The sequence below is a fragment of the Spirosoma pollinicola genome, from assembly GCF_002831565.1.
Taxonomy (GTDB): domain Bacteria; phylum Bacteroidota; class Bacteroidia; order Cytophagales; family Spirosomataceae; genus Spirosoma; species Spirosoma pollinicola.
This window is the reverse complement of sequence record NZ_CP025096.1, coordinates 2,102,895-2,127,809: the sequence shown is the minus strand read 5'-3', so window position 1 is coordinate 2,127,809 and position 24,915 is coordinate 2,102,895. Positions and strand designations below refer to the sequence as shown.

Genomic DNA, 24,915 nt, shown 5'->3' with positions numbered 1-24,915 from the left:
GCTCGTCGGATTAATCATTCAATGAGATCTGGCTCATTAGAAGAAGCCTTAAAATTATTTTTACCATGACCACTATTTATCGACTGCGCTATACATTAACCGTTGCTCTTTGGTTAGTAGGAGCTTACTGTAAGGCGCAATCCCCCTTTCCGGCCAGTGTTCGCCGGGTAGTGTTTTTAGGGAATAGCATTACCTATTCCGGGAAATACATTACCGATATCGAAGTATATTACAGAGCGCATTACCCCGATCACCCCATTGAATTTATCAACGTTGGTTTACCAAGTGAAACCGTTTCCGGACTTTCGGAAGAAGGGCACGCTGACGGGAAATTTCCGCGCCCCGATTTACATAATCGATTGGCCAGCGTACTGGCGCTTACCAAACCAGATCTGGTATTCGCCAGTTATGGTATGAATGATGGAATCTACATGCCCTTCGACGAGAGTCGGTTCCAGAAATTCAAAGAGGGGATCCATTGGCTACACAACGAAGTAGTAAAAAGCGGTGCCCAAATTATTCATCTCACGCCCCCTGTTTATGACGAATTAAAGGGCGGAAAAATAGGGTATGCTGCCGTGCTTGACCGTTATGCTGATTGGTTTATAAGCCAGAAAACAGCAGCTCGGTGGGAGGTAATTGATGTTCACTACCCCATGAAGCAATTTCTGGAAGCTCATCGGCAGGTCGATGCCCGATTTTCTGTAGCTGCATTTTCGCTGGCTGAGGACGGTGTACATCCCGGTGATGTAGGGCATTGGATAATGGCAAAAAGCATACTGTTAGGGTTAGGTGAAAAAGCCATTGCCCAGGCATCAGACGTAGTTGCTACACTGGCAACGACGCCCCATACTGCTCAGTTTGTAGCCCTCGTTGCCGAACGTCAACGTATTTTGAAAGATGCCTGGCTAACGGCAGCAGGGCACGAACGGCCAGGTATGAAAAAAGGGTTGCCACTCGAAGAAGCAAAAATAAAAGCTGCTAAAATAGACCTCCAGCTCAAAGAGATTATGCCCTAATAAAACGATTTGTTTACTTCCATTTTTGGGTATGCTGGGCATTCATAAATACATAACCTTACCCTCTATACGTGTGACATACTGATTGCATTTACAAGAAGAAAAGGAAGTTTGAGCGTATAAGAGGTGCCTAAGTAAATGCACCTTAACTATCAGTCTATATAATACAATTAGACACACTCTATTATGTAAATAATTGAAAAAATCCAGTTGACTTTAGGCTGAATGAATAGCTTATATATGTTTACTTGATAATTATAAAATATATCCGTTGTAATTTACTTTTATTGAAATTATATTAGAAATTTACCTATATCTATTTATATTAACTACATATTCGGCAGATAATAATCTAAATTTAGATCATATTACCTTAGCGATAGCGTTCAAATTTTTCTACATATAAATTGATTTTTCTGCCTTTATTTCCACTATTAAATAAACTGTAAAAGATAATTTAAATTAAGAGAAATTTATCTATTTTTTTAAATGGTATATACAACTCAATCAATCTTAAAATGAAGAATATTTTTCAGATTGATATCAATTATATCAACAGCAAATACATTTATTTAATAACCTTTTACTAGTTAGCTCTTGATGGATCATCAAAAAATGTTGCGTATTTCAACTAGTATATATGATCAAGGTCAATTTAATTTATAACTCATTCAAAAATGCTGAAAAATCAAGTTCTAAATAAATCTAAAGATTTTCTTTAAACTATAAACGCAGTATTATTTTAAATACGAATAGGCTGAAGTTTATTTTGCTCAGCAGTAGATGTATATTATCAGTTTTGATATGGTCATTACAAATTAATAGTAATATTTGTGAACATATCTTTGACAGATTTTTTATAACCTATAACAGTCGACTGCCCACCAACTAAATACACATTTTAATTAAAATGTGTATTTAGTTGGTGGGCAGTCGACTGTTATAGGTTATAAAAGGAGTAAACTATGGTGTTGGAAGCTTTAATTTTACAGCCGTTTGCGGCATCCTCTTTCTGGAAACCGATAGAGTATGCCCGCTACTTAATTTCACCCAATAGTCTTGGTAGCCCTTACTTGTTAGTTCCTGGACGTACATAGGATTAACTAGACTTGATTTATGAATACGGACAAAGTCTGGCAATTTTTCCGAAATAAATTTTAATGTGTAGGGTAATGACTGCAACTTTCCGTTCTGCAAATGAATTCGGGTATAGTTGCCATCACCCTCTAACCAAATGATCGATGGAATTGGAATTAAAAACAGATTTTTAGGGTACATATTCATAAGTGTATAGATTATTAGAGAGGTTGATTATGGTGTTGTTGTTCAAAAAGATATAAAAAAATTGAGGAAATACGTTATTAATATTTACTCAAAATTTAATTAAGTCCACTGATATTTAATGATTACTTATATAAATTTAACTATTCACTTGTTCATTAACAGGCTAGTTAATCTTAAGGAATATAGTTGAATGTGTGCCTAGTTTTGATTGGCTTGTATCGCTTTATCGCATTGAATTTGATAAATTTATATAGCTCAAATGTTTCTATGCATTCAATTATAAATCAATTTGTGCGTCCACACAATATTTACCTCATATATTGATTTTGAGATATCTATCTAAAAATAAATTTTAATATAATATATTTATATTACACTATAAATAAACTTATAGTATTCGAGTTTTATTTATTTTTAACTTTAAGCAATGGTATTTTAGTTGTTCTTTAATTTACATCTGGCACTAGTTTTAGTTACTATTTTACTACATATACGAATATTAAACTTATAGTTTATTAGCAACAATGTTACAGCTTGAAAAAATTGTTAAACAGTTAACGCCAAAAAATGGAACATTTAAGATAAGTAATCTAACACTTTAGTTAAGTTGAAGAAAATAATTTATTATTTTCATATGATAATAAATAATATTTAAATGTGATGAGTGGAACGGGAATGGGAAATCTGTTCAGGTGAGAATGTTCTAATTAATACAAGATTGATACTGCCAAGCTAATTTTTTTTGTAAGTCGATATAAATATTTAGTATACTTCTTACTAGTAGAGACCTGATAGAATTGCACTAGATATCTAAGCTCTTTTTCTCCGTAGTCAACTAATGTTTCCCAAGTTTTAATATAGTTGACATGACTTGGATCCGTTTGTAACAAGGTCCAAACAAGCTTTGTCATACGTTCATGGCAAGTCACTAACTTAATAGGGCCGCCCCTAGCACTCAATTTCTGAATGATGCATTTTTCGAGCAATATTTGACTAATTATAGTCGGTTCCATAACGTAACGGATAGGCTAGGAGAGCTTGAAATGTTATGGAATGATAGAAGAAATTGACATTACTGTTCACTGGAATTGTAGCGGATGCACGGGGATACTAATGGTTGATATCCATTCAATGAGTGTCCGGGACTATAGCAGCGAAACGTCTCGCTAACTAAAGAGTACTTGTTTTACTTCTATATATATACTACTAGATATATAATGAGTCGAAATAAACTTTTCTCGGATAACTATATGTGTGTTAACGTAGAGCGGTGACTTTGTTCTCGTTTCCTAAAAAGTCTGCAAACTTAACTATAATTTTTTTGTAATTATTTGAAAATTAGTGATTTATTGACTTTAGAGAGAATCATGGGGTTCGTTCATGGAAATAGCTGGCTATCTGGTATAGGTTCTTCTTTTAGTTAATGCTTTCTTAAAATATAAGATAAAGTTTTTACATCACCAGTTTTATCCGTAGTGCTGGTGGTAAATGATCAATACAAGCCTATTCTATTTCATAAGGAATCTAGTTAAAGTGTGTTATACTATTTACGTATACATTTATGGGGCAAATTATTTCATTTTGTTTATTATTGTTGTATTTTTATGATATAAATAAACATGTTATTTTTTATAAATAAAGCCTAATGTATAGCGTAATTATTTTTACTAAAATGAGTTCATGGGCTCTATACACTTGGTTGCACAAATGAATATAGCTTGAAGAATAATGTTTGCAAAGATTTATAATTGGAAAAATAGGTGACAGATTCGACACGTATAATAAATCGTAAAGTTTAGTAAATTTCAAACAGTTTGGTAAAGTATATTTATTGACTAAAATGTTAGTTGAGCATCACTTTGAGGAAGTAACCTTACTAATTACACATTATAATCGCAGTAGCTCTCTGGAACGTCTACTTCGTACATTTAATGAGCTAAGTTGCTCATTTACAGACATAGTAGTGTCGGATGATGGCAGTCTGCCTGAGCATCGGAGTATGTTGCTTAAGTTGAAAGATACATATAATTTTCAGCTCATTACAACACCTGCCAATAGAGGGTTAGGACATAATATTAATAAAGGCCAGGATGCAGTAAAGACTGCTTATACGCTTTATGTACAGGAAGATTTCGTACCTAAGACTGATTTTCCTATTCATTTTGAGAATTCATTAAAATTAATGAATCAAAATAAACAATTTGATATTGTTCGCTTTTATGCTTATTTTAAATACCCCTATTTGAAGCCTTATTCTTTGGGTTTTTCCGAAATGATTTATAAACCAACGGTATGGTATTCAAATCACTTAAAATTTTATTACTATAGCGATCATCCACACCTTCGAAGAAGCACATTCTTTACTAAATTCGGCCGTTATATTGAGGGGGAAAATGGTGATATTACAGAGTTTACAATGTGCTTATCGTTTATAAAAAATGGAGGGAAAGGCTTATTTTTTGAGCGTTTCACAACAATATTCGATCAGGTAAACACTGTAAGCGAACCTACTACAGCTTCGTTTCGGAAAAAATGGAAACTCAATGAAAAGATGTATCTTTTTTTGAGAAAATTTTATCTTGTCTATCGACTTATAAAAAATACAGGTGAACTAGCATTGTTCGGCACTAAAAAATATGAGTAAAAATGATTTCCCTACGTCAGAAATCGGATATCGTAGTTGTATCTGATTTGCCGATATATATATCGGACAATGATAATAAATGGATTTTGATGCTGCGTCCATTCGGCCCGTTTCATGGTGCTGGGTTCCTGAGCATCGTTCTCCTGGATAAGTAGACTTTCATAATCGTTGTAGAAAAGAGCTTTTCCCCTCTTTTGCAAAAAGGAAATACACATTCGGTATTCAGCCCGATCGCCTTTTATACCTTCCACATAACGGCCGAATTTGTCGAGAAACGTGCTTCTGCGCAGATGAGGATGATCGCTATAACAGTAAATTTTGTTGTAGTTGGCTGCCCAGGGGGAAAAGACCATCTCCGAAAATCCATTCTTAAAGGGCCTTAAATAGGGATATATAAAATAGGCATAGAACCGTACCATGTCCAGCGTATTGTCTTGCTGCATGAAAGCTACTGATTCCTGCAACTTGGGGACGAAGGATGGCTGAGGTACAAAGTCTTCCTGTATGTAGAGCGTGTAGGGCGTTTGTACGGCATCCTGCCCCTTATTTAGATTATTCGCCAATCCACGGTTACTGACCGACGTAACCAACCGAAAGTTATACTGTTTTTGCAGGGACTTTAAGGCTTGAAAGTGTACGCTCTGGCTGCTATCATCCGAAACAACAATATCCGCAAACGAGCAGTTGAGATCATGAAAGGCAGATAGTAAACGCTTTAGAGAATTGCTTCGGTTAAAGTGGGTAATGAGCAAAGTCACATTGTCAAATGTTGTTTTACCAGGTACCATTATATATGTAGATTTGGAGATAAGGTCAATAGCCTAAACGTGATTTATATAAATTCTATGTTTGTTATAAGCTCTACAAGCTTAAAATGTAAACTATATGTTACACAAATAAATATTGATAAATCAAAATTTTAATAAATATCTATAATGATAATTTAAATTAAAAGTTTAATCCAGTAAAATTATTTTAAATATATAATATAAATACAGTAGTATATATAGAAACCACACAGTTCTCTACAACATGAATGTATTGACACATATTTATAGAGAACTGTGTAACTTTATCAAGCAGTTATAGTAATCGAAATGGGTGTCGTTTTTCCTTCCGGCAGTAGTTCAGGAATAGGCTCCACCGTAATAATGACGAACTTAGATGTGGGCGTGTTGCTGATATAGGCGACACTGGCCACAGGCACCAATGGATTTACTTCGGGGTAGTAAGCGGCTGTATTACCCTTCGGAATATTATAAGGAATGGCGATGAATTTCTCCAGTTTCCGTCGCTGTCCGTCAAAATGGCTGGTGATGTTTACTAGCTGACGCTCCCGAATATGGCGCTCGCTCATGTCCTGTGCATTCATGAAAATGACCCGCCGTTCGCCGTAAACGCCCCGATAGCGGTCGTTGTACTCGTAAATGGTGGTGTTAAACTGGTCATGGCTTCGAATGGACATAAGTACCAGTTGGTCGGGTTCGATCTCGTGCCTGACCATGTCGGTCACTGTAAAATTAGCTTTCCCATTCTCGGTCGTGAAATTTCGTTCGCGGGGGCCGTTGGGCAGATAAAAACCACCGGGCTTGCGGATCTTCTCGTTGAATTTGTCGAAGCCGGGGATCACGCGCGCAATTGAATCCCGAATTCGGTCGTAATTCTCGGTGTAGCCTACCCAGTCAACGTTTGAGCGATCACCCAGCGTAGAAATGGCAATCCCCGAAAGAATAGCCACTTCACTGAGCATCTCACCTTCCAGCGGCTTCAGTACGCCTTTGCTCTGGCTAACAACGCCCATCGAGTTTTCGCAGGATGTGAACTGCTGTCCCGAACGCTGCATGTCGATGTCGAGGTGAGTCAGGCAGGGTAAAATCAATGAGGTTTTGCCGGTGACTAAGTGCCCCCGGTTAAGTTTTGTGCTAATAAAAGCCGTAAGCCGCTGTTTACGAAGCCCTTCGGCTACAAGTTCTGTGTCGGGCGCAGCCGACAGGAAATTGCCGCCCAGACTTACAAATACCTTGCTTTTTCCTTCATACATGGCCTTAATGGATTCCACGGTGTCAAACCCATGTTCGCGAGGGGGTTCGAAACCATATTCTCTTGCCAATGCATCCAGAAACTCTTTATGCGGACGTTCCCAAATGCCCATCGTGCGGTCGCCCTGGACGTTGGAGTGGCCGCGCACAGGGCAGGTTCCGGCACCGGGCTTGCCCATCGCGCCCTTCATCAGCTGAAGGTTCACGATCTCCTGAATGCTCATCACGCCGTTTTTCTGTTGGGTAAGGCCCATTGCCCAGCAGGTAATAATCTTCTGTTTTGGGGCAATGATGTTAGCCGCTTCGAGCAACTGATCGCTTGACAAACCACTCATTTGCTCAATAGCTTCCCAACTGGTGTTGTTGAGCGTATCCAGAAACTCCGCGTAATTGGTCGTGTATTCCTTAATGAAATCATGGTCGATCACCTCGCCCGGATTCAGTTCTTCGGCTCGTAACAGGTGTTTCATAATACCCCGTAACACCGCCATATCGCCGTTAATTTTTACCTGCAAATGAAGATCGGCGATGGGTGTGCCAGCACTTAGTAACGTGCCTACTGCTTTAATAGGATTCATAAAATCCTGCGGATTCTTGAAGTGGCTTAAACCGGCTTCATGCAGTGGATTGACGGCAATAATTTTAGCTCCGTTTCGCTTGGCTATTTGCAAAGCCGTGAGCATTCTCGGGTGATTGGTGCCGGGATTCTGCCCCATAATCAGAATGACCTCAGCTTCGTAAATGTCGTTCAACGTTACGGAACCCTTACCTAACCCTAACGTAGGACTCAGTGCCGATCCGCTGCTTTCGTGGCACATGTTCGAGCAGTCGGGCAGGTTATTCGTGCCAAATTCCCGGACAAAAAGCTGGTACAGGTAGGCGGGTTCGTTAGGTACTTTGCCGGACGTATAAAAGATAGCCTCGTTAGGCGATTGTAAGGAGTTCAACTCATCGGCCACTACCTGAAAAGCATCAGGCCAGGAAATTTGGGTGTAATGCGTAGCGCCGGGCCGAAGCACCATCGGGTGCGTTAACCGACCGGCGTTGTTCAGATCGCGGTCGGTCATGCGCGATAAATCGACCAGGCTGTGTTTGGCGAAAAACGCAGGATCGGCCCGGCGGGTGTCGGCGTCCGACGCGGTTGCTTTGGCCCCATTTTCGCAGAATTCCGCTACCGACCGATGGTCGTCGGGGTCGGGCCAGGCGCAGGATGAACAGTCGAAACCATCTTTCTGATTGAGTTTCAGGAGTGCGTGCGTACCTCGGCTAACGCCTGCCTCGCTCCACGAAAACTCCATAGATTTCAAAACGGCTTTAACCCCGGCCGCCACCGTAGCGGGTTTGCCGAGCGTAAGACCTGTGAATTGGTCGGGGGGCTGGGCCAGTACCGGGTTTTTATGTTTTGCCCCCACATTATCAGGTGCGGGAAAGACCCGTTTATCGGCATCTGGCTTGCCCTGTGGATCGTAATGATCGTTCGTCATTTCAGTGCCCTGATTAGGGCGTTCTCCACTTTTAGGCGAATTGCTAACTTCCTGTTCAGCCGGATTGCTCGGTTTTTGCTCGTTGTTTGGGGACTTTTCCATACTAGTAGGATGACTTGAGGTCAGGCAAAAGAACGTTGGTCGAGCTGATTCAGTAAACTCCGTTCGTTCACAAGTAACAAATAATAGGAGATAAGGGCCAGCCTGGAAGCTATTTTGTTCGTAAACAGGCTGGCTTGTACAGTTAACTAGCGGGCAAATTACATCCTTGTTTGGTCAATAAGCTGCTAGTTGATTGATTTCAAGACAACTTATAGATCAGTTAAGTAAATTCGGACTTCGAACGTCTTAACTTGATAAAGTCAAAGAACGCGCATTCGCATGCAACTATCAAAAATCAAGATGGCTCTACCAACGAAGAATAAGATCAATGGATTGCTGATTGTAGCCGGATTACTACTAATTGCGGTTAGTGCTTTTCAGTCGAACCGACTTTCGGTTAGAGAGTCCGTTGCAATTCCTGTTCAAAAGGGCTCACATATTATGTTGCTGGGTAATAACCTGGGGTCGCGCATGATGAATTACGGCTATTTCGAAACCGAAATGCAGCTTCGTTACCCGGAGAATAAACTCTTTATTCGCAATATGTGCGATGGGGGAGATACCCCCGGTTTTCGTCCACATGCCAGCCGGAATACGCCCTGGGCGTTTCCGGGTGCCGAAAAATTTCAGACAGAGCTAGCCAATAATTCGGAAAGTGAAGGCCATTTCGACTACCCCGACCAATGGCTCACCCGCCTGAAAGCCGACGTGATTGTTGCTTTTTTCGGCTACAACGAGTCCTTCCAGGGTAAAGATGGGTTGGCCAATTATAAGGCTGAACTGGATGCGTTTATCAAGTGGACACTGAAACAAAAATACAACGGGGTTTCTGCCCCGAAACTGGCCATTGTGTCGCCCATTGCGTTCGAAGATTTGTCTGCCACGATGGATTTGCCAAATGGCAAAAAAGAGAATGAAAACCTGTTGCTGTATACCAAAGCGATGCAGGAAGTTGCCGGTCAGAATAAGGTATTATTTGTCGATGCGTTCACCCCATCCAAAGAATGGTACGATGCCAACGCCGAGCCATTGACCATCGACGGTTCGCAACTCAACGACGCCGGATACAAAAAGTTAGGCCTGCTGCTAGTCGATCAGATTTTTGGCAAGACGCCCGCCAAGGCCGAAACCAACCGGAAACTGGTTCAGGATGCCGTACTGGAGAAGAACTGGATGTGGCACAATGACTATAAAATTCCGAATGGTGTTCACGTTTATGGTCGCCGGTACAATCCATTTGGCCCCGATAACTACCCCGCCGAAATCGAGAAAATTCGGGAGATGACTGCCATCCGCGATACGGCTGTTTGGCTGGCCGCAACGAAAGGGGAGAAAATGGATATTGCCGCTGCCGACAAGCGAACGAAACAACTCCCAGTCGTTAAAACCAACTTTAATCCAGAGAAAAACGGTAGCCTGACGTATCTGTACGGGCAGGAAGCCCTGAGCAAACTGAAGGTGCCATCGGGCTACAAGATCGAGCTTTTTGCTTCCGAGGAAGAGTTTCCTGATCTGGCCAAACCCATGCAGATGTCGTTCGATGGCAAAGGGCGGCTATGGGTGGCGGTTATGCCCAGTTACCCGCACTACAAGCCGGGCGATGCCAAACCAAACGACAAAATCCTGATTCTGGAAGACACGAACGGTGACGGAAAAGCAGATAAAGAAACGGTTTTTGCCGATGGACTGCACCTGCCGCTAGGGTTCGAAATCGCGAAGGAGGGCGTTTACGTCTCGCAGGGCACCAACCTGAAACTCTACACCGATACCAACGGCGACGATAAAGCCGACAAAAAGGAAATTTTGCTGAGTGGCTACGATGACCATGATACACACCACAACAGTCATGCCTTCACCGTTGACCCTTCCGGCGCTATTTATTCGGGCGAAGGCGTGTTTTTGCACACCAATGTCGAAACGTCTTATGGTCCCGTTCGGGCTACGAACGGCGGTTTCTATCGCTATGCGCCCCAGCTGCACAAATTGGAACGTACGGCTCAGTTGTCCATTCCAAACCCCTGGGGTATTGCGTTTGACGATTGGGGACAGCCGTTTTTTGCCGAAACCTCAAGCCCTGATGTTCGCTGGATGATGCCCGGTTCGGTGTTTCCGCGTTATGGCGAAGCCAACCATAAATCGGTTCAGTTAATTGAAGAGGCTCACCGCGTTCGGCCAACGTCCGGCCTTGAATTTGTATCGAGCCGCCACTTCCCCGACGATATTCAGGGTGATTTCCTGATCAACAATACCATTGGTTTTCTGGGTATGAAAGAACACACCCTTGTCGATAATGGTACGGGCTACGTGAGCAAGCACCGGGCTGATCTGGTGGTGAGTGAAGACCGCAACTTCCGCCCCGTTGACATGGAGTTTGCGCCGGATGGCTCACTCTACCTGATCGACTGGCATAACATTTTGATCGGGCACATGCAGCACAACGCCCGCGACCCCCTGAGAGATCACTCGCATGGTCGTGTTTACCGGATTACATACCCATCGAGGCCGTTGGTGACGCCAGCCAAAATTGATGGAGCCAGTATTGAGCAGTTGCTGGACAACCTTAAACTCCCCGAATACCGCACCCGTTACCGTACCCGACGCGAACTTCGCGGACGCGATGCCTCGCAGGTACTGGCAAAATTAACTACCTGGACTGCCGGACTGGATAAAAATGACCCTCGTTACGAACACCACCTGCTCGAAGGCTTATGGGTGAGCTGGGGTCTGGATAAAGTAGACCAGAAACTCCTGCGGCAAGTGCTTCAGGCCAAGGATTACCATGCGCGGGCCGCTGCTGTTCAGGTCGTTCGGTATACGGGGCATCAGGTTGCTGATCAGGCCGATTTGCTGATGCAGGCCGTTAAAGATGATAACAGCCGGGTTCGGTTGGCGGCAATTGTGGCGGCTTCCTGGATTGGGAAAGAAAAAGGACTACCCATTCTGGCCGAAGCGACGAAGAAGCCGCTGGACGACTGGATGATTCACGCACACCAATCTGCCGTGGCCCACTTAAAGGGTATGAACGTGAAGAAAGAGGTAGAAAAGGCGGTTACCTCGAATCTGAAAGGGGAGGAGCTGGTCTTGTACAACATGGGTAAACAGATCTATGCCAAAGAGGGCTATTGTGCCACCTGCCACCAACCCGATGGCAAAGGGCTAACGGCTTCCGGTTTTCCACCGCTTACGGGTACGAACTGGGTGTCGGGCAATGAAGATCGTCTAATAAAAATTGCCTTGAAAGGGTTGATGGGGCCTATTGATGTGGTGGGTAAAACCTATCCGGGTCAAGTGCCCATGACACCCTTCGGCGGGTTGCTGAAAGATCATGAAATTGCTGCGGTGCTAACCTATGTACGAAATTCGTTTGGCAATAATGCGCCGGCTATTTCTCCCGATAAGGTGAAGAAAGTCAGAGCCGCTGTTGAACGCAAAACCGATTTCTATTCACCAACCCAGTTGCTCAAAGAGCATCCAATGGAAAAGTAACAACCTAATAGAACGCTGGTTTGGTACTGTAGTACCGACCGTCCCGGTCGGGTGTGTAGTGAAAAGATCCTCACCCGACCGGGACGGTCGGTACTACAGTACCAAATCAGCGTTCCATATTTTCTATGACATCATCCTTTCGCTTTGGCGCCGAAGCCTACACGTGGTTCATGAACAACAACGGTTTAACCCACGTCAACAGGCTGGGGCATATGATCGACATTACGGCTCAGGCGGGTTTTGCCGGCATCGAACCAATTTTCAACTGGATGGGCGACTTGCCTGATCCCGAAAGCCTGGCCAAAAAACTGAATGAGCAAGGTGTAGAACTGGCCGCCATTGCCCTCGCTCTTGACTGGAACGGAACCGAAGAAACCGAGCAGGAACGTTACGAAGCCGACCGGGCTATTGCACTGCTCAAACATTTTCCGGGTGCGCTGCTCTGTACGGTGCAGAAGCCAACGGGGCGGCACGATCTTGAGATTCGTAGGCAGAACCTCGTTAACATTGTTAACCGGGTGTCGCGCCGGGCGGTAGATCAGGGCATACCTTGCTCGTTTCACCCCAACTCACCGCATTCGTCCATAACCCGTACCGAAGAGGACTATCGCGTCATTCTCGAATCGCTCGATGCGTCGGTAACAGGCTGGACACCCGATGTGGGCCACATGATTAATGGCGGTATGGACCCGTTAACGAAAATGAAGGAGTATGCCTCGCTTATCAATCTTGTTCATTTCAAAGACTGGAATGGCGAACCCGAATTCGCTCTTTTAGGCAAGGGTAAAGTTGATTTTGACGGTATCACCCGATGGCTGATTGAGCAAAACTACAGCGGCTGGATCATCTGCGAAGATGAAGGGCCTGAAGCGATGGACGACCCGGACGGTGTTACCCTGCACGATGGACGATGGGTGTATGAGACGTTACTTCCTTCTGTTCTGTAATCAATGGAATAGTTAAGTAGTGGAGTTGTGAAGTAGTGGAATGGTCAAGTTGTGTAGTCGTTCACAGGCGTTGACTAGCTATTCCACCATGCTACTACTTTACTATTTAACCAATCCACTACTCCACTACTAACTACCAAATACATGCCTTTCGTAGAGACCAACGGCATCAACTTATATTACGAAGAGCGCGGCACGGGTGAGCCGCTGTTGCTTATCATGGGCATTACCGCACCCGGTTCTGTCTGGGAAAAGCACGCTGATTATTGGCAGCAGGACTTTCGTTGTATAATGGGCGATAACCGGGGCGTTGGCCAGTCCGACAAACCTGCCGGGCCTTATACTACCGCACAAATGGCGGATGATTATGCGGGTCTGATCGACAAACTGGGCTTGCAATCCGTTCGGGTGATAGGTGTGTCAATGGGTAGCACCATTGCTCAGCAACTTGCCCTGCGGCACCCCGACAAAGTGCGCTCGCTGGTGCTGATGTGCCCGTGGGCGCGTTGCGACCGCACTGCCGAGGCCATCTTCCGGCATATGGCAACAATCAAAGCCCGGCTCAGGCCCGAAGAGTTCGCTACTTATATTCAACTCCTGATTTATGCGAAACGCAGTTGGGACGACGATACTATGTTTGCTGCTTTTTTGACTGGACGCCAACAGGCTGCCGTTGATTCGTCTCCTCAGCCCTTGCATGGTCTCGAAGGACAGGCCGAAGCGTGCATTACGCACAATACACTGGCTGAGTTGCCAACTATTAACAAACCCTGCTTAGTGATTGGCGGGCAGAACGATATTTTTACGCCATTCTGGATGAGTGAGGAAGTGGCCGGAGCCATACCAAACAGCGACTTGCACCTGTATGAAGGTGCTGGCCATGCGTTCCACTGGGAGTGTATCGACGACTTCAATCCGAGGGTTCGTGATTGGTTACTAGCCCATTAAGCGTACGTTGGTCTGTTGGAATACGTTCGATAACTATGCCCGAACAGCGCGATTATTTTGAGGAAGTTTATGAGGTAGTGCGCCTGATACCAAAAGGCCGTGTAACGACTTACGGCACTATTGCTAAGTACCTAAGTCTGCGGGCGGGTGCCCGAATGGTTGGCTGGGCAATGAACGGGTGTCATAATCGCCCCGATATCCCCGCGCATAGGGTTGTTAACAGTATTGGTGTATTGACCGGCAAACACTTTTTCGGGGAGCCGAACGTCATGCAGCGACTCCTCGAAGACGAAGGCGTTCGGGTTGAAAATGACCGGGTTGTCGATTTTAAAACTATGTTTTGGGACCCAATGATCGAGTTGGCGATTTAGCCATGCGATTTATACCGGTTGTCTGTTATCCTGCACGGCTTGCACCAGCGCATCAACTACATCCCGGAGTTGCTGATTTAACGCGGGGTCTATCACCTGACCATCAGCATCTATTTTTTGCCGAACGAATGGCACAATCAGCGATGCCTTCTCGGGAAGTTGAGCGGTCAAAATTTTCAGGGTGTACGACAGCGACGCGTGTGCCCTTGAGCCGCCCATATCCGAAGGTCCGGCGCTAATTACACCAACAGGCTTATCGACAAATTCCCCTGATGAGGCCAGCCAGTCGAGCATATTTTTCAGGACACCGGGCATACCATGAATGTATTCGGGTGTGCAAAAAAGCACAGCATCGGCTTCCCGAAGCAACTGGCGAAGTTGGTTGACAGACGCTGATGTATTTTCCTTATCGCGCTCGGGACTGAAGGGCGGAATATCGTCCAAGCCGTCATATAGTATGATACGTACTATATCCGTGGCCAGTTCGGCGGTAGCGCGTAACAGGGCGGTGTTGGTTGAACCAGCTCGAAGGCTGCCCGAAATAGCGAGAATATGCATGGAGGACGTTGACGTAGTTTGTACCCACGGGCTTTAGTCCGTGTTTGATTTACAATGCAACACGGGCTAAAGCCCGTGGGTACATCTATTTCAACACTTTCGTTATCTCGTTTAGTTTCTCCATTTTTTGCACAAAATCACCCTTAAGCTGGTTGCGGATGGCGGTCAGGTTGTCGAGCGTTTCCTGCAAGCTATCGGGCAGAATGTCTTCCAGCACTTCACGGAAACGTTTGGCAAAGGTGGGCGACTTACCATTGGTCGAAATGGCGATTTTCAGGTCGCCTTTTTTGACAACCGAACTCAGGTAGAAATCACATAACGCGGGGGTGTCGGCAACGTTGACAAGAATTCGTCGGGCTTTGCAGTCGACCTGTACCTGCCGATTAACGTCCTTATCATTAGTACCCACAATAACCAAGTCTTTGTCGGAGAGATAAAGCGCATGGTAGGGTTCCTGAATGAGCTGCAGTTTAGGGTACTGCGTTGCCATTTCCCGGATTTCGTCGCGTATTGCGGACGCCACAAGCGTAACGCGGGCATCCGGCGAATTTCCCAGAAGCGCTGTCAGTTTTTCGAGACCAACATAGCCGCCCCCCACTATAAGGATGTGCAGGTTTTCAGCCTTGACGAAAATAGGGAAGAGGGTGTTCATAGATTAGTCAGTTGATACCGGGATGGTCCCGATATCAACTGACTGACTAACTTAAAACTTAAAGCCAAGGTTCACGCCCAGAATCCGGCGCTTGCTGTTACCGCTGGCCAGCACATCGGCAAAGCCATAGTGATAAACAAAGTCCAGCGTAATTGGGCCTGCATCGAAACCAAGATTAGCCAGACCATTGATGGTAGCGGCCTGAAAATCGGCATTGCCCAAGTTGAAGTCATTTTTGTCGGTGCCCAATGGCGTGGCATACTCAGCGCCAAGTGCCAATCGTATACCCGACACCCCGCGTTCTGACTGCGCCAGTTTTACACCTATATAAGCCGGAATATGCAGGTAGCGCTGATCGATGTTAGCCGTGATGTCACTAACGCCATTTACTTTGCCATCGCCCGCCTGAAAAAACTGCGAACTGGACGCTAAATATTCAGCGCCGATCTGACCATAAACCCGGCCACCGGCCCGTACCAGAAAACCTAACTGGTAGCCTAAGCGACCTGTCAACCCCTGACCATTTACGGTTTCGCCCTCAAAACGGGTTGAGTTGGCACCACCATAAATACCGAAGGTGAAGTGTTTGTAGTTTTCACGGTGCTCCTGGCGTTCACTCACAACCTGATTCCGTTGACCATCTTCGAACCCTTCGTCGTACGCTTTACTTAAGTCGCGCTCATCATACATGCGGTCATCCCGCCGACTGTCGCCCCGTCGATCTTCATACCGATTGTTATATCGAGGCTCCTCTTCTTCCCGGCGATTGTAGTCGCGCCGTTCGTCAAGGCGGTCATCTAAACGCCGGTCATCTCTGCGTTCATCGCGACGGGATGAGCGATCGTCGTAACGATCATATCGGTCATTATATGAGTTTTGTTGTGCAAATACGAGACTCGTACTGCATACGCCTGCTACTACCAGGACTGTTTTTGTTAACGTTTTCATAATTTAACACGTTGAGTATTTACGATTACAACCCCTCACCAATAGTGAATGTTTGGGGAATTAAACCAAAAAAGTCGCCCTCGTTGAAAGGCGACTTTTACTTTTTGAACTAACAAGTCCTAGAATTTGAAGCCTACACTCGCACTCAGGATACGACGAGCCGAACCATTAAAGCCCGTTGACGTCGTGTTGCCGTTCGTTGGATTTTTGATCGAATCGCTAAGACCGTAGTGATAGGTAAGATCAATAAGAAGGGGACCAATGTCAAAACCAAGTTGACCTAAACCATTGAACGTACCGCTCTTGATCTCAGCATTGCTTAGATCAAATTTGCCGCTGTTCGAATTGATACGGTTGGCATACTCAAGACCAACTTGCAGACGGATCGCCGAAATGCCCCGATCTGATTCAAGCAATTTATAGCCAATGTATACAGGGATCTGAACATACTGAATATTGATCTGATCCTGAATCTGAGATGCCGTAGTACCATCTCCTTTGGTAAAATAGTTAGAACTTGATGCAAAATATTCAGCGCCAAGTTGACCGAAAAGCCGACCGCCACCGCGCACGAAGAAACCTGCCTGGTAGCCAATGCGCCCCGAAATGTCGCCACCCGTTGTTTCGCCTTTAAGCTTGGTCGAGTTCAAACCCGCGTAAATGCCAAATACAAAGTTTTTATAATCTTTCGTATTCTTAATGCGCTCCGGGCGGTCTGTTGTGCTATAATTTGTCGTGGTAGTCGTTGTTGTACCATCCGTTGGCGTTGCCGTGTTAGTCGAATACGTGCTGTTTGGCGTTGTTGTATTCATGTTGTTCATCGAACCATTGTTCGTTGTGTTCGCATTATTCATCGAACCATTGTTCATCGAATTCGTGCTGTCCGTTGTTACCGGCGAGGTATACGTCGGATTAGCTGTTGCACTTGTGGTTGAGTACGTATTGGTTGTTGTCTGGGCATTCGCGATGCCGATTCCCATAAGGCCCAGGGCCAGAAGTGAAAATTGCCGTTTCATAGCGTTTCGTTTTTATCGTTGAGTGAGAAAAAAAAATGGGGTGTAATTTAGATTACACCCCATTAACAGGCCATTTGCAAGCAATGTTTTGAACTAGTGTAACTCAAAGCAAAAATTTAATGTGTGCGATGAGTAGAAATTTAATGTTAGCCGAAACTGAGCGCTACTCATTCCGCATAGATTTAAATGCGTTCATTAAGCCATTCGTTGAGCTATCGTGGGTATTAACGGGCGCATCATCCTGTAGCTCGGGCAGGATGCGGCTGGCGAGTTGCTTGCCCAGTTCGACGCCCCACTGGTCGAAGCTGAAAATGTCCCATATAACGCCCTGAACGAAGATTTTATGCTCATACATAGCAATCAGGCTACCCAGCGTTCGGGGGGTTAGCTTTTTGAATAAGATCGAATTTGTCGGGCGGTTTCCCGAAAACATTTTGAAAGGAGCCAGGAATTTAATCTCGTCTTCAGTCTTCCCTGATTTGCGTAATTCATCGGCTGCTTCCTGCTCCGTTTTGCCATTCATCAGGGCTTCTGTCTGGGCAAAATAATTAGCCATTAAAATTTTGTGATGCTCGCCAACGGGCCGCTGACTAACTGCCGGAGCCAGAAAATCGCACGGAATTAACTTTGTTCCCTGATGAATAAGCTGGTAGAACGCGTGCTGCCCGTTGGTGCCGGGTTCGCCCCAGATAATTGGCCCCGTCTGGTAGTCAACTGGCTGACCATCCCGATCAACCGATTTGCCGTTACTTTCCATATCGCCCTGCTGGAAATAAGCCGCAAAGCGGTGCATGTATTGGTCGTAAGGGAGAATGGCTTCTGTTTGCGCTCCGAAAAAATTGTTATACCAGATACCCATCAGGGCCAGAATAACGGGCAGGTTCTGGTCGGCAGGGGTATCGCGGAAGTGATTATCCATGGCATGCGCACCATCCAGCAATTCTTCAAACTTGTCGTAGCCAACATATAGGGCTATGGAAAGCCCAATGGCCGACCAGAGCGAGTAGCGACCACCAACCCAATCCCAGAAACCGAACATATTGTCGGGGTCGATGCCAAATTTCTCAACGTCTTTCTTGTTCGTCGAAAGGGCTGCAAAATGTTTGGCAATAGCCGCTTCGTCTTTAGCCGTGTCCAGAAACCACTGCCGCGCCGTTTGGGCATTGGTCATGGTTTCCTGCGTAGTGAAGGTTTTCGACGCAATCAGAAACAGTGTTGTTTCGGGCCGGACGGTTTGCAGCGTTTCGTAGATATGAACACCGTCGACGTTGGAAACAAAGTGTACGCGCAGTTTTTTGTCATCGGCGTAGGGCTTCAGGGCCTCGGTAACCATTACGGGGCCAAGGTCCGACCCGCCAATGCCAATGTTTACCACGTCGGTAATGGCCTCGCCGGTATACCCTTTCCACTCACCCGACCGAATCCGCCCGGTAAACGATTTCATATGGGCCAACACGTCGTTTACGTCTGGCATTACGTCTTTTCCGTCTACCAGAATCGGCGTATTTGAGCGGTTCCGTAAAGCGATGTGCAGCACGGCCCGGTCTTCGGTCCGGTTAATTTTGTCGCCCGAGAACATCTTGCCGATCGCATCGGTCAGGCTGGCCTGTTCGGCTAGTTGCTCCAGTAAGTCAAGGGTTTCGCTGGTGATGCGGTTCTTGGAAAAGTCGAGCAGGATCTCTTCGAACTGGCGCGTGAATTTGGTAAACCGTTCTGTGTCTTCGGCAAACATATCGCGAAGGTGACGGTCTTTCAGGCTATCATAATGGGCTTTTAGCTGTGTATAAGCCGGTAAATTCGTGAATCGATTATTGGCGAGCATAAATTTCAGGGTTGCGGTAATTGGGTATTCGACTTGTCGGCGCGAATATCGTGAATCCCGGCAATCTTTTTTCGGCTATTTTTGCGCTTACTTTTTCGAAGGCAGACGTACTTTTTTGTCATTACATACATTGCTGAATGAATCAAAAACTTTTTTATTCGTTGGTGCTGGTCGTTGTTGGGGCCTTATTTTTTATTCCATTTTTGGGGGGCGTTCGATTATTTGACTGGGATGAAATCAACTTTGCGGAATGCGCCCGTGAAATGATGGTACTTGGTGATTATCTGCACGTGCACATAGATTTTAAGCCTTTTTACGAAAAACCTCCGTTATTTTTCTGGTTCCAGTCGACCATGATGCACCTGTTTGGTGTCAATGAATTTTCGGCCCGACTACCCAATGCGGTATGTGGCGTTATCACCCTTGTTTATCTCTACAACCTCGGCCAGAAACTGCACGGTCACCGTTTCGGCTGGCTGTGGGCATTGGCTTATCTGGGGTCTGTAACGCCCCATTTGTACTTTCGATCGGGTATTATCGACCCATTTTTTAATCTGTTTATCTTTATTGGCTTAGTCAACCTGATTTTTGCGTCCTGGAAACGCGAACGGCTGGGCGGTGCCATGACTGTGCCCAAAAGGGAGTGGACCTATATACTGCTTGGCGGCTTTGTACTGGGCCTCGCCATTATGACCAAAGGCCCCGTTGCTTACCTTATTGTGTGTCTGGTTCTGGTCATTTATTGGATGTTAAGTCACTTTCGGTGGTTTATTTCGCCAGTGCAGTTTATTGCCTTCTCGGCAGCCGCTGCCGTTGTGTCATTGGCCTGGTACGGCCTCGATATTTACCTGCATGGACCGGCTCTGATGCAGGAATTTCTGGCCTATAATTTCCGGTTGTTCAGTACACCCGATGCCGGTCACGTTGGCTTTCCCGGTTACCACATCATCATTTTATTAGTGGGCTGTTTCCCGGCGTCAATATTTGCGATTCGGGCATTTGGCCCCCTGTTTATCGAACGGAACTACCAGCGGGAGTTTCGGAAATGGATGCTCATTTTGTTCTGGGTCGTGCTGGTGCTGTTCAGTATCGTCCAGTCTAAAATTGTCCATTATTCGTCGCTCTGTTATTTTCCCCTGACCTACTTTGCTGCCCTGACACTCTTGCAACTGGAGGAACGAAAAATACAGTTTAACAACTGGATGCGGGCGGGCCTGATTCTAATTGGCGGCATCTACGTAGTCGCCATTGTTGCAATGCCCATACTGGCGAATCACATGGACATCGTCAGGATGTATGCCGATCAGGATGCATTTTCGCAGGGGAATCTGGACGCGAAGATCAACTGGACAGGCTGGGAGGCTCTGCCCGGCGTCTGGCTCTTTGTGATATTGATTTTGGCCATTATCTGGTATAATCTGCGCGAATCGGTCCGGGCTTCCCTAACGCTTTTTGTGGGGATGGCTGTCTTTATTACCCTTACTCTCTGGTTTTTAATTGGTCGGATTGAAGGTATATCGCAGGATGCCGCAATGCGTTTTTTCGAGCGGGCCGAAGGGCAGAATGTGTATGTGAAAACCTATGGCTATCACAGCTATGGACCTTATTTTTATACGAAGAAGCCCGCTGTCACGAACCCGAATCAGTATAACGATGAATGGCTCCTGCGTGGTCGGATCGACAAAGATGTGCTGTTTATCCGAAAAGCCAGCGAAGAGCCAACCCTGCTCGATTCGTTACCCGACGTTCGGAAAACGGGTGCCGAAAATGGCTTCGTTTTTTACCGGAGAACGGCAAAATAAAGGTATATGTCAGGGTTTTTATTGATTGAAAACCCTGACAACCCGGTAATCCTGTCTAAAAAAAATACTAGACTAACCCCTATTTAAAACCGTTGCTGCTATCCGGTAGTTATAACCGTTATGGCTACTACGCGCAAAATCCAACGAGAATCCTGTCCGTCAAAGGCAGGCAGAATTACGGCAAAATCAATGGTATTTGCCGGTTTACTGATCGGGCTGTTTGCCTGTAGTCATTCCAGCCAACCCGGAGGTGGTTCTCAGAAAAAACTACGTGTTTCGGTTGGTGAAATAAAAGAAATCTCCCTGTCTGATCGTGGCGATAGTGGATCGGAGTTAACTGGAACCTCAGATAATCAGGAGGTTGTCGAAGTTTCTCGGCAGCAACTTGCCCCCGCTGTCGATACACTTTCGCGTAACAAAACAGGCCCAACAGTTTTTCAGATAAAAGGTGTCACCGTAGGAACGGCAAACGTCGTTTTTTCGACCAAGCCCATGAATCAGGCTGGTACCGGGCAAACTGTTCGAACGTATGTTGTGCAGGTGACGGCAAAATAAGCTGGTCTTTTTACAGATTCATGCCGCCTGACACTTCGATACGCTGGGCATTAATCCAACGGGCATCTTCGGTACATAGAAAGGCGACAACACCGCCAATATCATCAGGAAGGCCAACTCGCCCAAGGGCCGTAATTTCAGCGATATGCTTGTTAATGCCTGGATTGTCGCGAACTGTGCCTCCGCCAAAATCGGTTTCGATAGCTCCCGGTGCTACAATGTTGACGGCAATGCCTCGGGACCCGAGTTCCTTCGCCAGATACATGGTTAACGTTTCGATAGCCCCTTTCATAGAAGCATAAACCGCCGTACCAGGTGTGGTAAAACGAGTCAGGCCGGTTGAGATGTTAATAATGCGGCCACCATCGTTGAGCAGCGGCAGGGATTGCTGCGTCAGAAAAAAGACCCCTTTCAGGTGAATGTTCGTTAACTCGTCAAAGACCGATTCTGTTGTTTCGGCAATGGACGAGCGACCGGCAATGCCGGCATTATTGATTAGGAAGTCGAAATGGTCGCTGTCAAACGTAGCAGACAGGACTCCGGTTAATTGACTAAAAAACGCATCGAAGCTTTTTACGTCGCCGGTATTGAGTTGGAGGGTAGCCGCCTTTCGGCCCATCTGTTCAATCTGAGCAACAACAGTCTGTGCTTCTTCCTGTTTGCTATGGTAGGTCAGAATGACATCAAATCCTTTTTGTGCCAGGCTTAGCGCCATGTTTTTACCTAAACCCCGGCTTCCACCGGTAACCAGTGCAATTTTTGTGCGGGTTGCTATTACTGTATTTTCCATCGGTTGTTTTTGTTATGATTTCGATGGAACAAAGGTCGGTCATAAAGGAAGCGCGCAGTTTGCAAAGATCAATCCGATCGTTGCAAAATTCAAATCGAGGGGGTTAAGCCCGGAAGGCTACCGGCGAGAGGGACGTTTGCTTTCTGAAAAAGTTTGAAAAGTGGGCAACCTCTTCAAAACCCAGGCTATAAGCAATTTCCGATACGTTCCAGTCGGTCTGTTTCAGCAGGATTTTGGCTTCCTGAACAATCCGGCTGCTGATGATATCAGTGGTGGTTTTGCCGGTGTTCTCTTTCAATACTTTGTTAAGATGGTTCACATGGACAGACAGCCGGTTGGCGTAATCTTTTGCCGTACGCAAACCCAGCTTTTGATTGGGAGATTCAATGGGAAACTGCCGTTCCAATAGCTCAATAAAGAGCGATGAAACGCGGGCCGAAGCGGTATGCAATGGATAAAGCGAGGTGGCGGGTTGCAGTTTCTGCCCGTAATGGATTAGTTCGAGCACATAATTACGCAGTAAATCATACTTGTAGACGTAATCGGAGGCCAATTCCTTCTCCATTTTTTTGAAGACATAGGCAATGTCATCGGCATCTTCGTCGGTGAGTTGAAAAACGGGGTAACCGCCCGGCTTAAAAATTGGAAGCTCATCCAGGACAACACCACTTTTGCTCTGAATTAAAAACTCGTCGGTAAAGATGCAGAAGTGCCCGGTCTGGTTGTCGTCCTGCGGCAAATAATGGTAAGGTACTTTTGGCGTAGCAAATAGGAGAGCGTTTTTCTCAATGTCAATCACCTTATCGGCGTATTCGGCCCGGTTTCGACCACTAATCAGACTGATCTTGTAGTAGGCCCTCCGGTTATAGGGCATGACCGGATTTTTCTGAAGTCGTTTGGTCAGCTCCACCATGCTGAACACATTGAAATGGCCAATCTCCCTGTTTATGCCATCGGGAAGAAAATCCCGTATATCAGTGTCAATGCTGTTGGTAAGCTGCTGATAAAACTGATCGACGGTTGTGGTTTCCATGATGAGCGTATTTGTAAAATTCAAAGGTATGAATTTTAGAGTAAGGAATGCGGACGGTTTGTTACACCGCAAACCGCCCGCATTGGATTAGGTCCAATACTCAAATTTCTTCTTCGTAAATATTGACTTGGGTATCATGGCATGAACGCCCAGGGTCTGGTCTACAACCTGGCTAACCTCAAAATCGACGCCGGTACTGGCAATGGAAAGGGCTTCATTGAAGGTGAACCCCAACTCATCTTTTATAAACGCACAGGCTTCGGAAAGGGCGTTTTTCATGGCTTTATTCAGGTCTTTATCAAGCCCGACGGCAATGAAATGGGTGGGCGTTTCGGCACGGGGTTGCTTGAGTGCTTTGCCTTTATGGACAATGAATTTAACCGTGAGGTTAATGGCCGTTTCGATGGCTACACCGCTTACTTCGCCATTGCCCTGCGCACCGTGTCCATCACCGGTAGTGAACAACCCGCCCGGCACGGAGACCGGAAGGTGTAAGGTCGTGCCTTTTACCAAATGTTTGATGTCCAGATTGCCGCCAAAAAAGTTAGGTGGAATCGAACTCTGTCGACCCATGTCGGGCGGGGGCGACAGGGCCATAACACCCATAAACGGCTTTAACGGAATTTCGAGGCCTTCTTTGAGCAAGGCCATTTTACGTTTGGCATCGTAACGATACACGAAGGTTTCTCGGGTCTTTACTTCATCTGGAATACCGCCCCCACCCGGCCACACGCTGTTAACGCCAAAACCGGCAGGAAACGTGAGGTCAAGGATGCGAATTTCGAGGCTATCGCCGGGCTGTGCGCCGTCGATATAAACGGGTCCCGTTAGCATATGCCCCCGAATACCTGATGGTTCGGGCTTTACGTTTTTGAGGATCGCAATAACTTCCTGCGCGTGCTGATCGAGCGGCAGGTTGTTTTTGGTATAAAACTCTTCGGGATTTGTCCGGCTCACGCCCGATGGGTTGACCGTTTGAATTTCGACTACATCACCATCTTTTACCTTATAGGCAGGTGGTACATCGGCCCCAAAATAACCCCAAACCATATTTTCGGGTAACGACCGAACGACATGATCGGGTTTGATGACCGATGCCTTACTGGCTGGCTCATTAATGCCGGACGTTTTTGTGTCAAGAATTGATTGAGCTGTTAAACCGCCTGTTGACAGAAGGGCTAAACTGTTTCGGCTCGTTTTTTGTAAAAAACTGCGTCGGGATGTTTTCATCAGGTTGTATGAAGAATGATGGAACACAGATTTTCAGGATCTGTCTGATTTGTCAAGATCTTAAAATATCATATAGGTCCTGAAAATCTGTGTTCCATACTGTTTAGATTGCTTCTGTAAGATAATGAATTGCTGAACAACCGACTTATTTAACAAGTTAGGATTCAGAATTAACCTGATTTGTC

At 45.7% G+C, this 24,915-nt stretch carries 19 protein-coding genes; 8 read left to right on the top strand and 11 right to left on the bottom strand.

Annotated features, from left to right (window positions below; translation table 11 throughout):
- Window positions 1-65 precede the first annotated feature (65 nt).
- On the top strand, window positions 66-1,019 hold the full coding sequence (locus CWM47_RS09075) for an SGNH/GDSL hydrolase family protein (protein WP_100987676.1): 954 nt from the start codon (window positions 66-68) through the stop codon (window positions 1,017-1,019).
- Between the two features lie 963 nt (window positions 1,020-1,982).
- Here CWM47_RS09075 and CWM47_RS09070 read toward each other — a convergent pair.
- Window positions 1,983-2,303 (bottom strand): LytTR family DNA-binding domain-containing protein, encoded by a 321-nt coding sequence (locus tag CWM47_RS09070; protein WP_100987675.1) that lies wholly within the window; start codon window positions 2,301-2,303, stop codon window positions 1,983-1,985.
- A 1,840-nt stretch (window positions 2,304-4,143) separates the two neighbouring features.
- Here CWM47_RS09070 and CWM47_RS09060 point away from each other — a divergent pair.
- Window positions 4,144-4,947, top strand: coding sequence for a glycosyltransferase (locus tag CWM47_RS09060; RefSeq protein ID WP_100987673.1), 804 nt, complete (start codon window positions 4,144-4,146; stop codon window positions 4,945-4,947).
- Between the two features lie 11 nt (window positions 4,948-4,958).
- Here CWM47_RS09060 and CWM47_RS09055 read toward each other — a convergent pair whose 3' ends face one another.
- Together CWM47_RS09055 and CWM47_RS09050 are read right to left on the bottom strand one after the other, a co-directional pair.
- Window positions 4,959-5,735, bottom strand: coding sequence for a glycosyltransferase (locus CWM47_RS09055; RefSeq protein ID WP_100987672.1), 777 nt, complete (start codon window positions 5,733-5,735; stop codon window positions 4,959-4,961).
- Between the two features lie 287 nt (window positions 5,736-6,022).
- Window positions 6,023-8,572: an FdhF/YdeP family oxidoreductase gene (locus tag CWM47_RS09050; protein ID WP_100987671.1), complete on the bottom strand. Its 2,550-nt coding sequence runs from the start codon at window positions 8,570-8,572 to the stop codon at window positions 6,023-6,025.
- Window positions 8,573-8,851: 279 nt separating this feature from the next.
- On the opposite strand from CWM47_RS09050, the gene CWM47_RS09045 reads away from it, so the two are divergent.
- The 4 genes from CWM47_RS09045 (at window position 8,852) to CWM47_RS09030 (ending at window position 14,324) form a co-directional block, all read left to right on the top strand.
- Window positions 8,852-12,058 (top strand): PVC-type heme-binding CxxCH protein, encoded by a 3,207-nt coding sequence (locus CWM47_RS09045; protein ID WP_394341987.1) that lies wholly within the window; start codon window positions 8,852-8,854, stop codon window positions 12,056-12,058.
- 125 nt (window positions 12,059-12,183) lie between these two features.
- On the top strand, window positions 12,184-13,005 hold the full coding sequence (locus CWM47_RS09040) for a sugar phosphate isomerase/epimerase family protein (protein ID WP_240625805.1): 822 nt from the start codon (window positions 12,184-12,186) through the stop codon (window positions 13,003-13,005).
- Window positions 13,006-13,149: 144 nt separating this feature from the next.
- The gene (locus CWM47_RS09035; protein WP_100987670.1) at window positions 13,150-13,953 is read left to right on the top strand and encodes an alpha/beta fold hydrolase; all 804 of its coding nucleotides are present in this window, start codon (window positions 13,150-13,152) and stop codon (window positions 13,951-13,953) included.
- 35 nt (window positions 13,954-13,988) lie between these two features.
- On the top strand, window positions 13,989-14,324 hold the full coding sequence (locus CWM47_RS09030) for an MGMT family protein (protein ID WP_100987669.1): 336 nt from the start codon (window positions 13,989-13,991) through the stop codon (window positions 14,322-14,324).
- 9 nt (window positions 14,325-14,333) lie between these two features.
- Here CWM47_RS09030 and CWM47_RS09025 read toward each other — a convergent pair whose 3' ends face one another.
- The 5 genes from CWM47_RS09025 to pgi all read right to left on the bottom strand — a co-directional run bounded on the left by CWM47_RS09025 (window position 14,334) and on the right by pgi (window position 19,320).
- A complete protein-coding gene (locus CWM47_RS09025; protein WP_100987668.1) occupies window positions 14,334-14,882 on the bottom strand; it encodes an NADPH-dependent FMN reductase in 549 nt (182 codons plus the stop codon).
- Window positions 14,883-14,967: 85 nt separating this feature from the next.
- Window positions 14,968-15,534 (bottom strand): precorrin-2 dehydrogenase/sirohydrochlorin ferrochelatase family protein, encoded by a 567-nt coding sequence (locus tag CWM47_RS09020; RefSeq protein ID WP_100987667.1) that lies wholly within the window; start codon window positions 15,532-15,534, stop codon window positions 14,968-14,970.
- Window positions 15,535-15,585: 51 nt separating this feature from the next.
- On the bottom strand, window positions 15,586-16,482 hold the full coding sequence (locus CWM47_RS09015) for a hypothetical protein (RefSeq protein ID WP_100987666.1): 897 nt from the start codon (window positions 16,480-16,482) through the stop codon (window positions 15,586-15,588).
- A 119-nt stretch (window positions 16,483-16,601) separates the two neighbouring features.
- Window positions 16,602-17,498, bottom strand: a complete 897-nt coding sequence (locus tag CWM47_RS09010; protein WP_100987665.1) for a porin family protein — start codon at window positions 17,496-17,498, stop codon at window positions 16,602-16,604.
- A 163-nt stretch (window positions 17,499-17,661) separates the two neighbouring features.
- Window positions 17,662-19,320, bottom strand: a complete 1,659-nt coding sequence (gene pgi, locus CWM47_RS09005; RefSeq protein ID WP_100987664.1) for a glucose-6-phosphate isomerase — start codon at window positions 19,318-19,320, stop codon at window positions 17,662-17,664.
- A 137-nt stretch (window positions 19,321-19,457) separates the two neighbouring features.
- On the opposite strand from pgi, the gene CWM47_RS09000 reads away from it, so the two are divergent.
- Together CWM47_RS09000 and CWM47_RS08995 are read left to right on the top strand one after the other, a co-directional pair.
- Window positions 19,458-21,122 (top strand): ArnT family glycosyltransferase, encoded by a 1,665-nt coding sequence (locus CWM47_RS09000; RefSeq protein WP_100987663.1) that lies wholly within the window; start codon window positions 19,458-19,460, stop codon window positions 21,120-21,122.
- A 120-nt stretch (window positions 21,123-21,242) separates the two neighbouring features.
- Entirely contained in the window at window positions 21,243-21,677 is a 435-nt protein-coding gene (locus CWM47_RS08995; protein WP_240625803.1) for a hypothetical protein, read from the top strand.
- A gap of 10 nt (window positions 21,678-21,687) precedes the next feature.
- Here CWM47_RS08995 and CWM47_RS08990 read toward each other — a convergent pair whose 3' ends face one another.
- The 3 genes from CWM47_RS08990 to CWM47_RS08980 form a co-directional block, all read right to left on the bottom strand.
- The gene (locus tag CWM47_RS08990; protein ID WP_206170625.1) at window positions 21,688-22,467 is read right to left on the bottom strand and encodes an SDR family oxidoreductase; all 780 of its coding nucleotides are present in this window, start codon (window positions 22,465-22,467) and stop codon (window positions 21,688-21,690) included.
- Between the two features lie 103 nt (window positions 22,468-22,570).
- Complete coding sequence (locus CWM47_RS08985) at window positions 22,571-23,500, bottom strand: helix-turn-helix domain-containing protein (RefSeq protein ID WP_100987661.1); 930 nt, start codon at window positions 23,498-23,500, stop codon at window positions 22,571-22,573.
- Between the two features lie 87 nt (window positions 23,501-23,587).
- A complete protein-coding gene (locus CWM47_RS08980; RefSeq protein WP_100987660.1) occupies window positions 23,588-24,730 on the bottom strand; it encodes an acetamidase/formamidase family protein in 1,143 nt (380 codons plus the stop codon).
- Between the last annotated feature and the right edge of the window lie 185 nt (window positions 24,731-24,915).

Coding starts and splice junctions, on each gene's coding strand:
- CWM47_RS08995 (WP_240625803.1), top strand. CDS start 21,243: ATGGCTACTACGCGCAAAATCCAACGAGAATCCTGTCCGTCAAAGGCA.
- CWM47_RS09020 (WP_100987667.1), bottom strand. CDS start 15,534: ATGAACACCCTCTTCCCTATTTTCGTCAAGGCTGAAAACCTGCACATC.
- CWM47_RS09055 (WP_100987672.1), bottom strand. CDS start 5,735: ATGGTACCTGGTAAAACAACATTTGACAATGTGACTTTGCTCATTACC.
- CWM47_RS09035 (WP_100987670.1), top strand. CDS start 13,150: ATGCCTTTCGTAGAGACCAACGGCATCAACTTATATTACGAAGAGCGC.
- CWM47_RS09040 (WP_240625805.1), top strand. CDS start 12,184: ATGACATCATCCTTTCGCTTTGGCGCCGAAGCCTACACGTGGTTCATG.
- CWM47_RS08980 (WP_100987660.1), bottom strand. CDS start 24,730: ATGAAAACATCCCGACGCAGTTTTTTACAAAAAACGAGCCGAAACAGT.
- pgi (WP_100987664.1), bottom strand. CDS start 19,320: ATGCTCGCCAATAATCGATTCACGAATTTACCGGCTTATACACAGCTA.
- CWM47_RS09000 (WP_100987663.1), top strand. CDS start 19,458: ATGAATCAAAAACTTTTTTATTCGTTGGTGCTGGTCGTTGTTGGGGCC.
- CWM47_RS09045 (WP_394341987.1), top strand. CDS start 8,852: ATGCAACTATCAAAAATCAAGATGGCTCTACCAACGAAGAATAAGATC.
- CWM47_RS09025 (WP_100987668.1), bottom strand. CDS start 14,882: ATGCATATTCTCGCTATTTCGGGCAGCCTTCGAGCTGGTTCAACCAAC.
- CWM47_RS09010 (WP_100987665.1), bottom strand. CDS start 17,498: ATGAAACGGCAATTTTCACTTCTGGCCCTGGGCCTTATGGGAATCGGC.
- CWM47_RS09075 (WP_100987676.1), top strand. CDS start 66: ATGACCACTATTTATCGACTGCGCTATACATTAACCGTTGCTCTTTGG.
- CWM47_RS09015 (WP_100987666.1), bottom strand. CDS start 16,482: ATGAAAACGTTAACAAAAACAGTCCTGGTAGTAGCAGGCGTATGCAGT.
- CWM47_RS09060 (WP_100987673.1), top strand. CDS start 4,144: ATGTTAGTTGAGCATCACTTTGAGGAAGTAACCTTACTAATTACACAT.
- CWM47_RS09070 (WP_100987675.1), bottom strand. CDS start 2,303: ATGAATATGTACCCTAAAAATCTGTTTTTAATTCCAATTCCATCGATC.
- CWM47_RS08990 (WP_206170625.1), bottom strand. CDS start 22,467: ATGGAAAATACAGTAATAGCAACCCGCACAAAAATTGCACTGGTTACC.
- CWM47_RS09030 (WP_100987669.1), top strand. CDS start 13,989: ATGCCCGAACAGCGCGATTATTTTGAGGAAGTTTATGAGGTAGTGCGC.
- CWM47_RS08985 (WP_100987661.1), bottom strand. CDS start 23,500: ATGGAAACCACAACCGTCGATCAGTTTTATCAGCAGCTTACCAACAGC.
- CWM47_RS09050 (WP_100987671.1), bottom strand. CDS start 8,572: ATGGAAAAGTCCCCAAACAACGAGCAAAAACCGAGCAATCCGGCTGAA.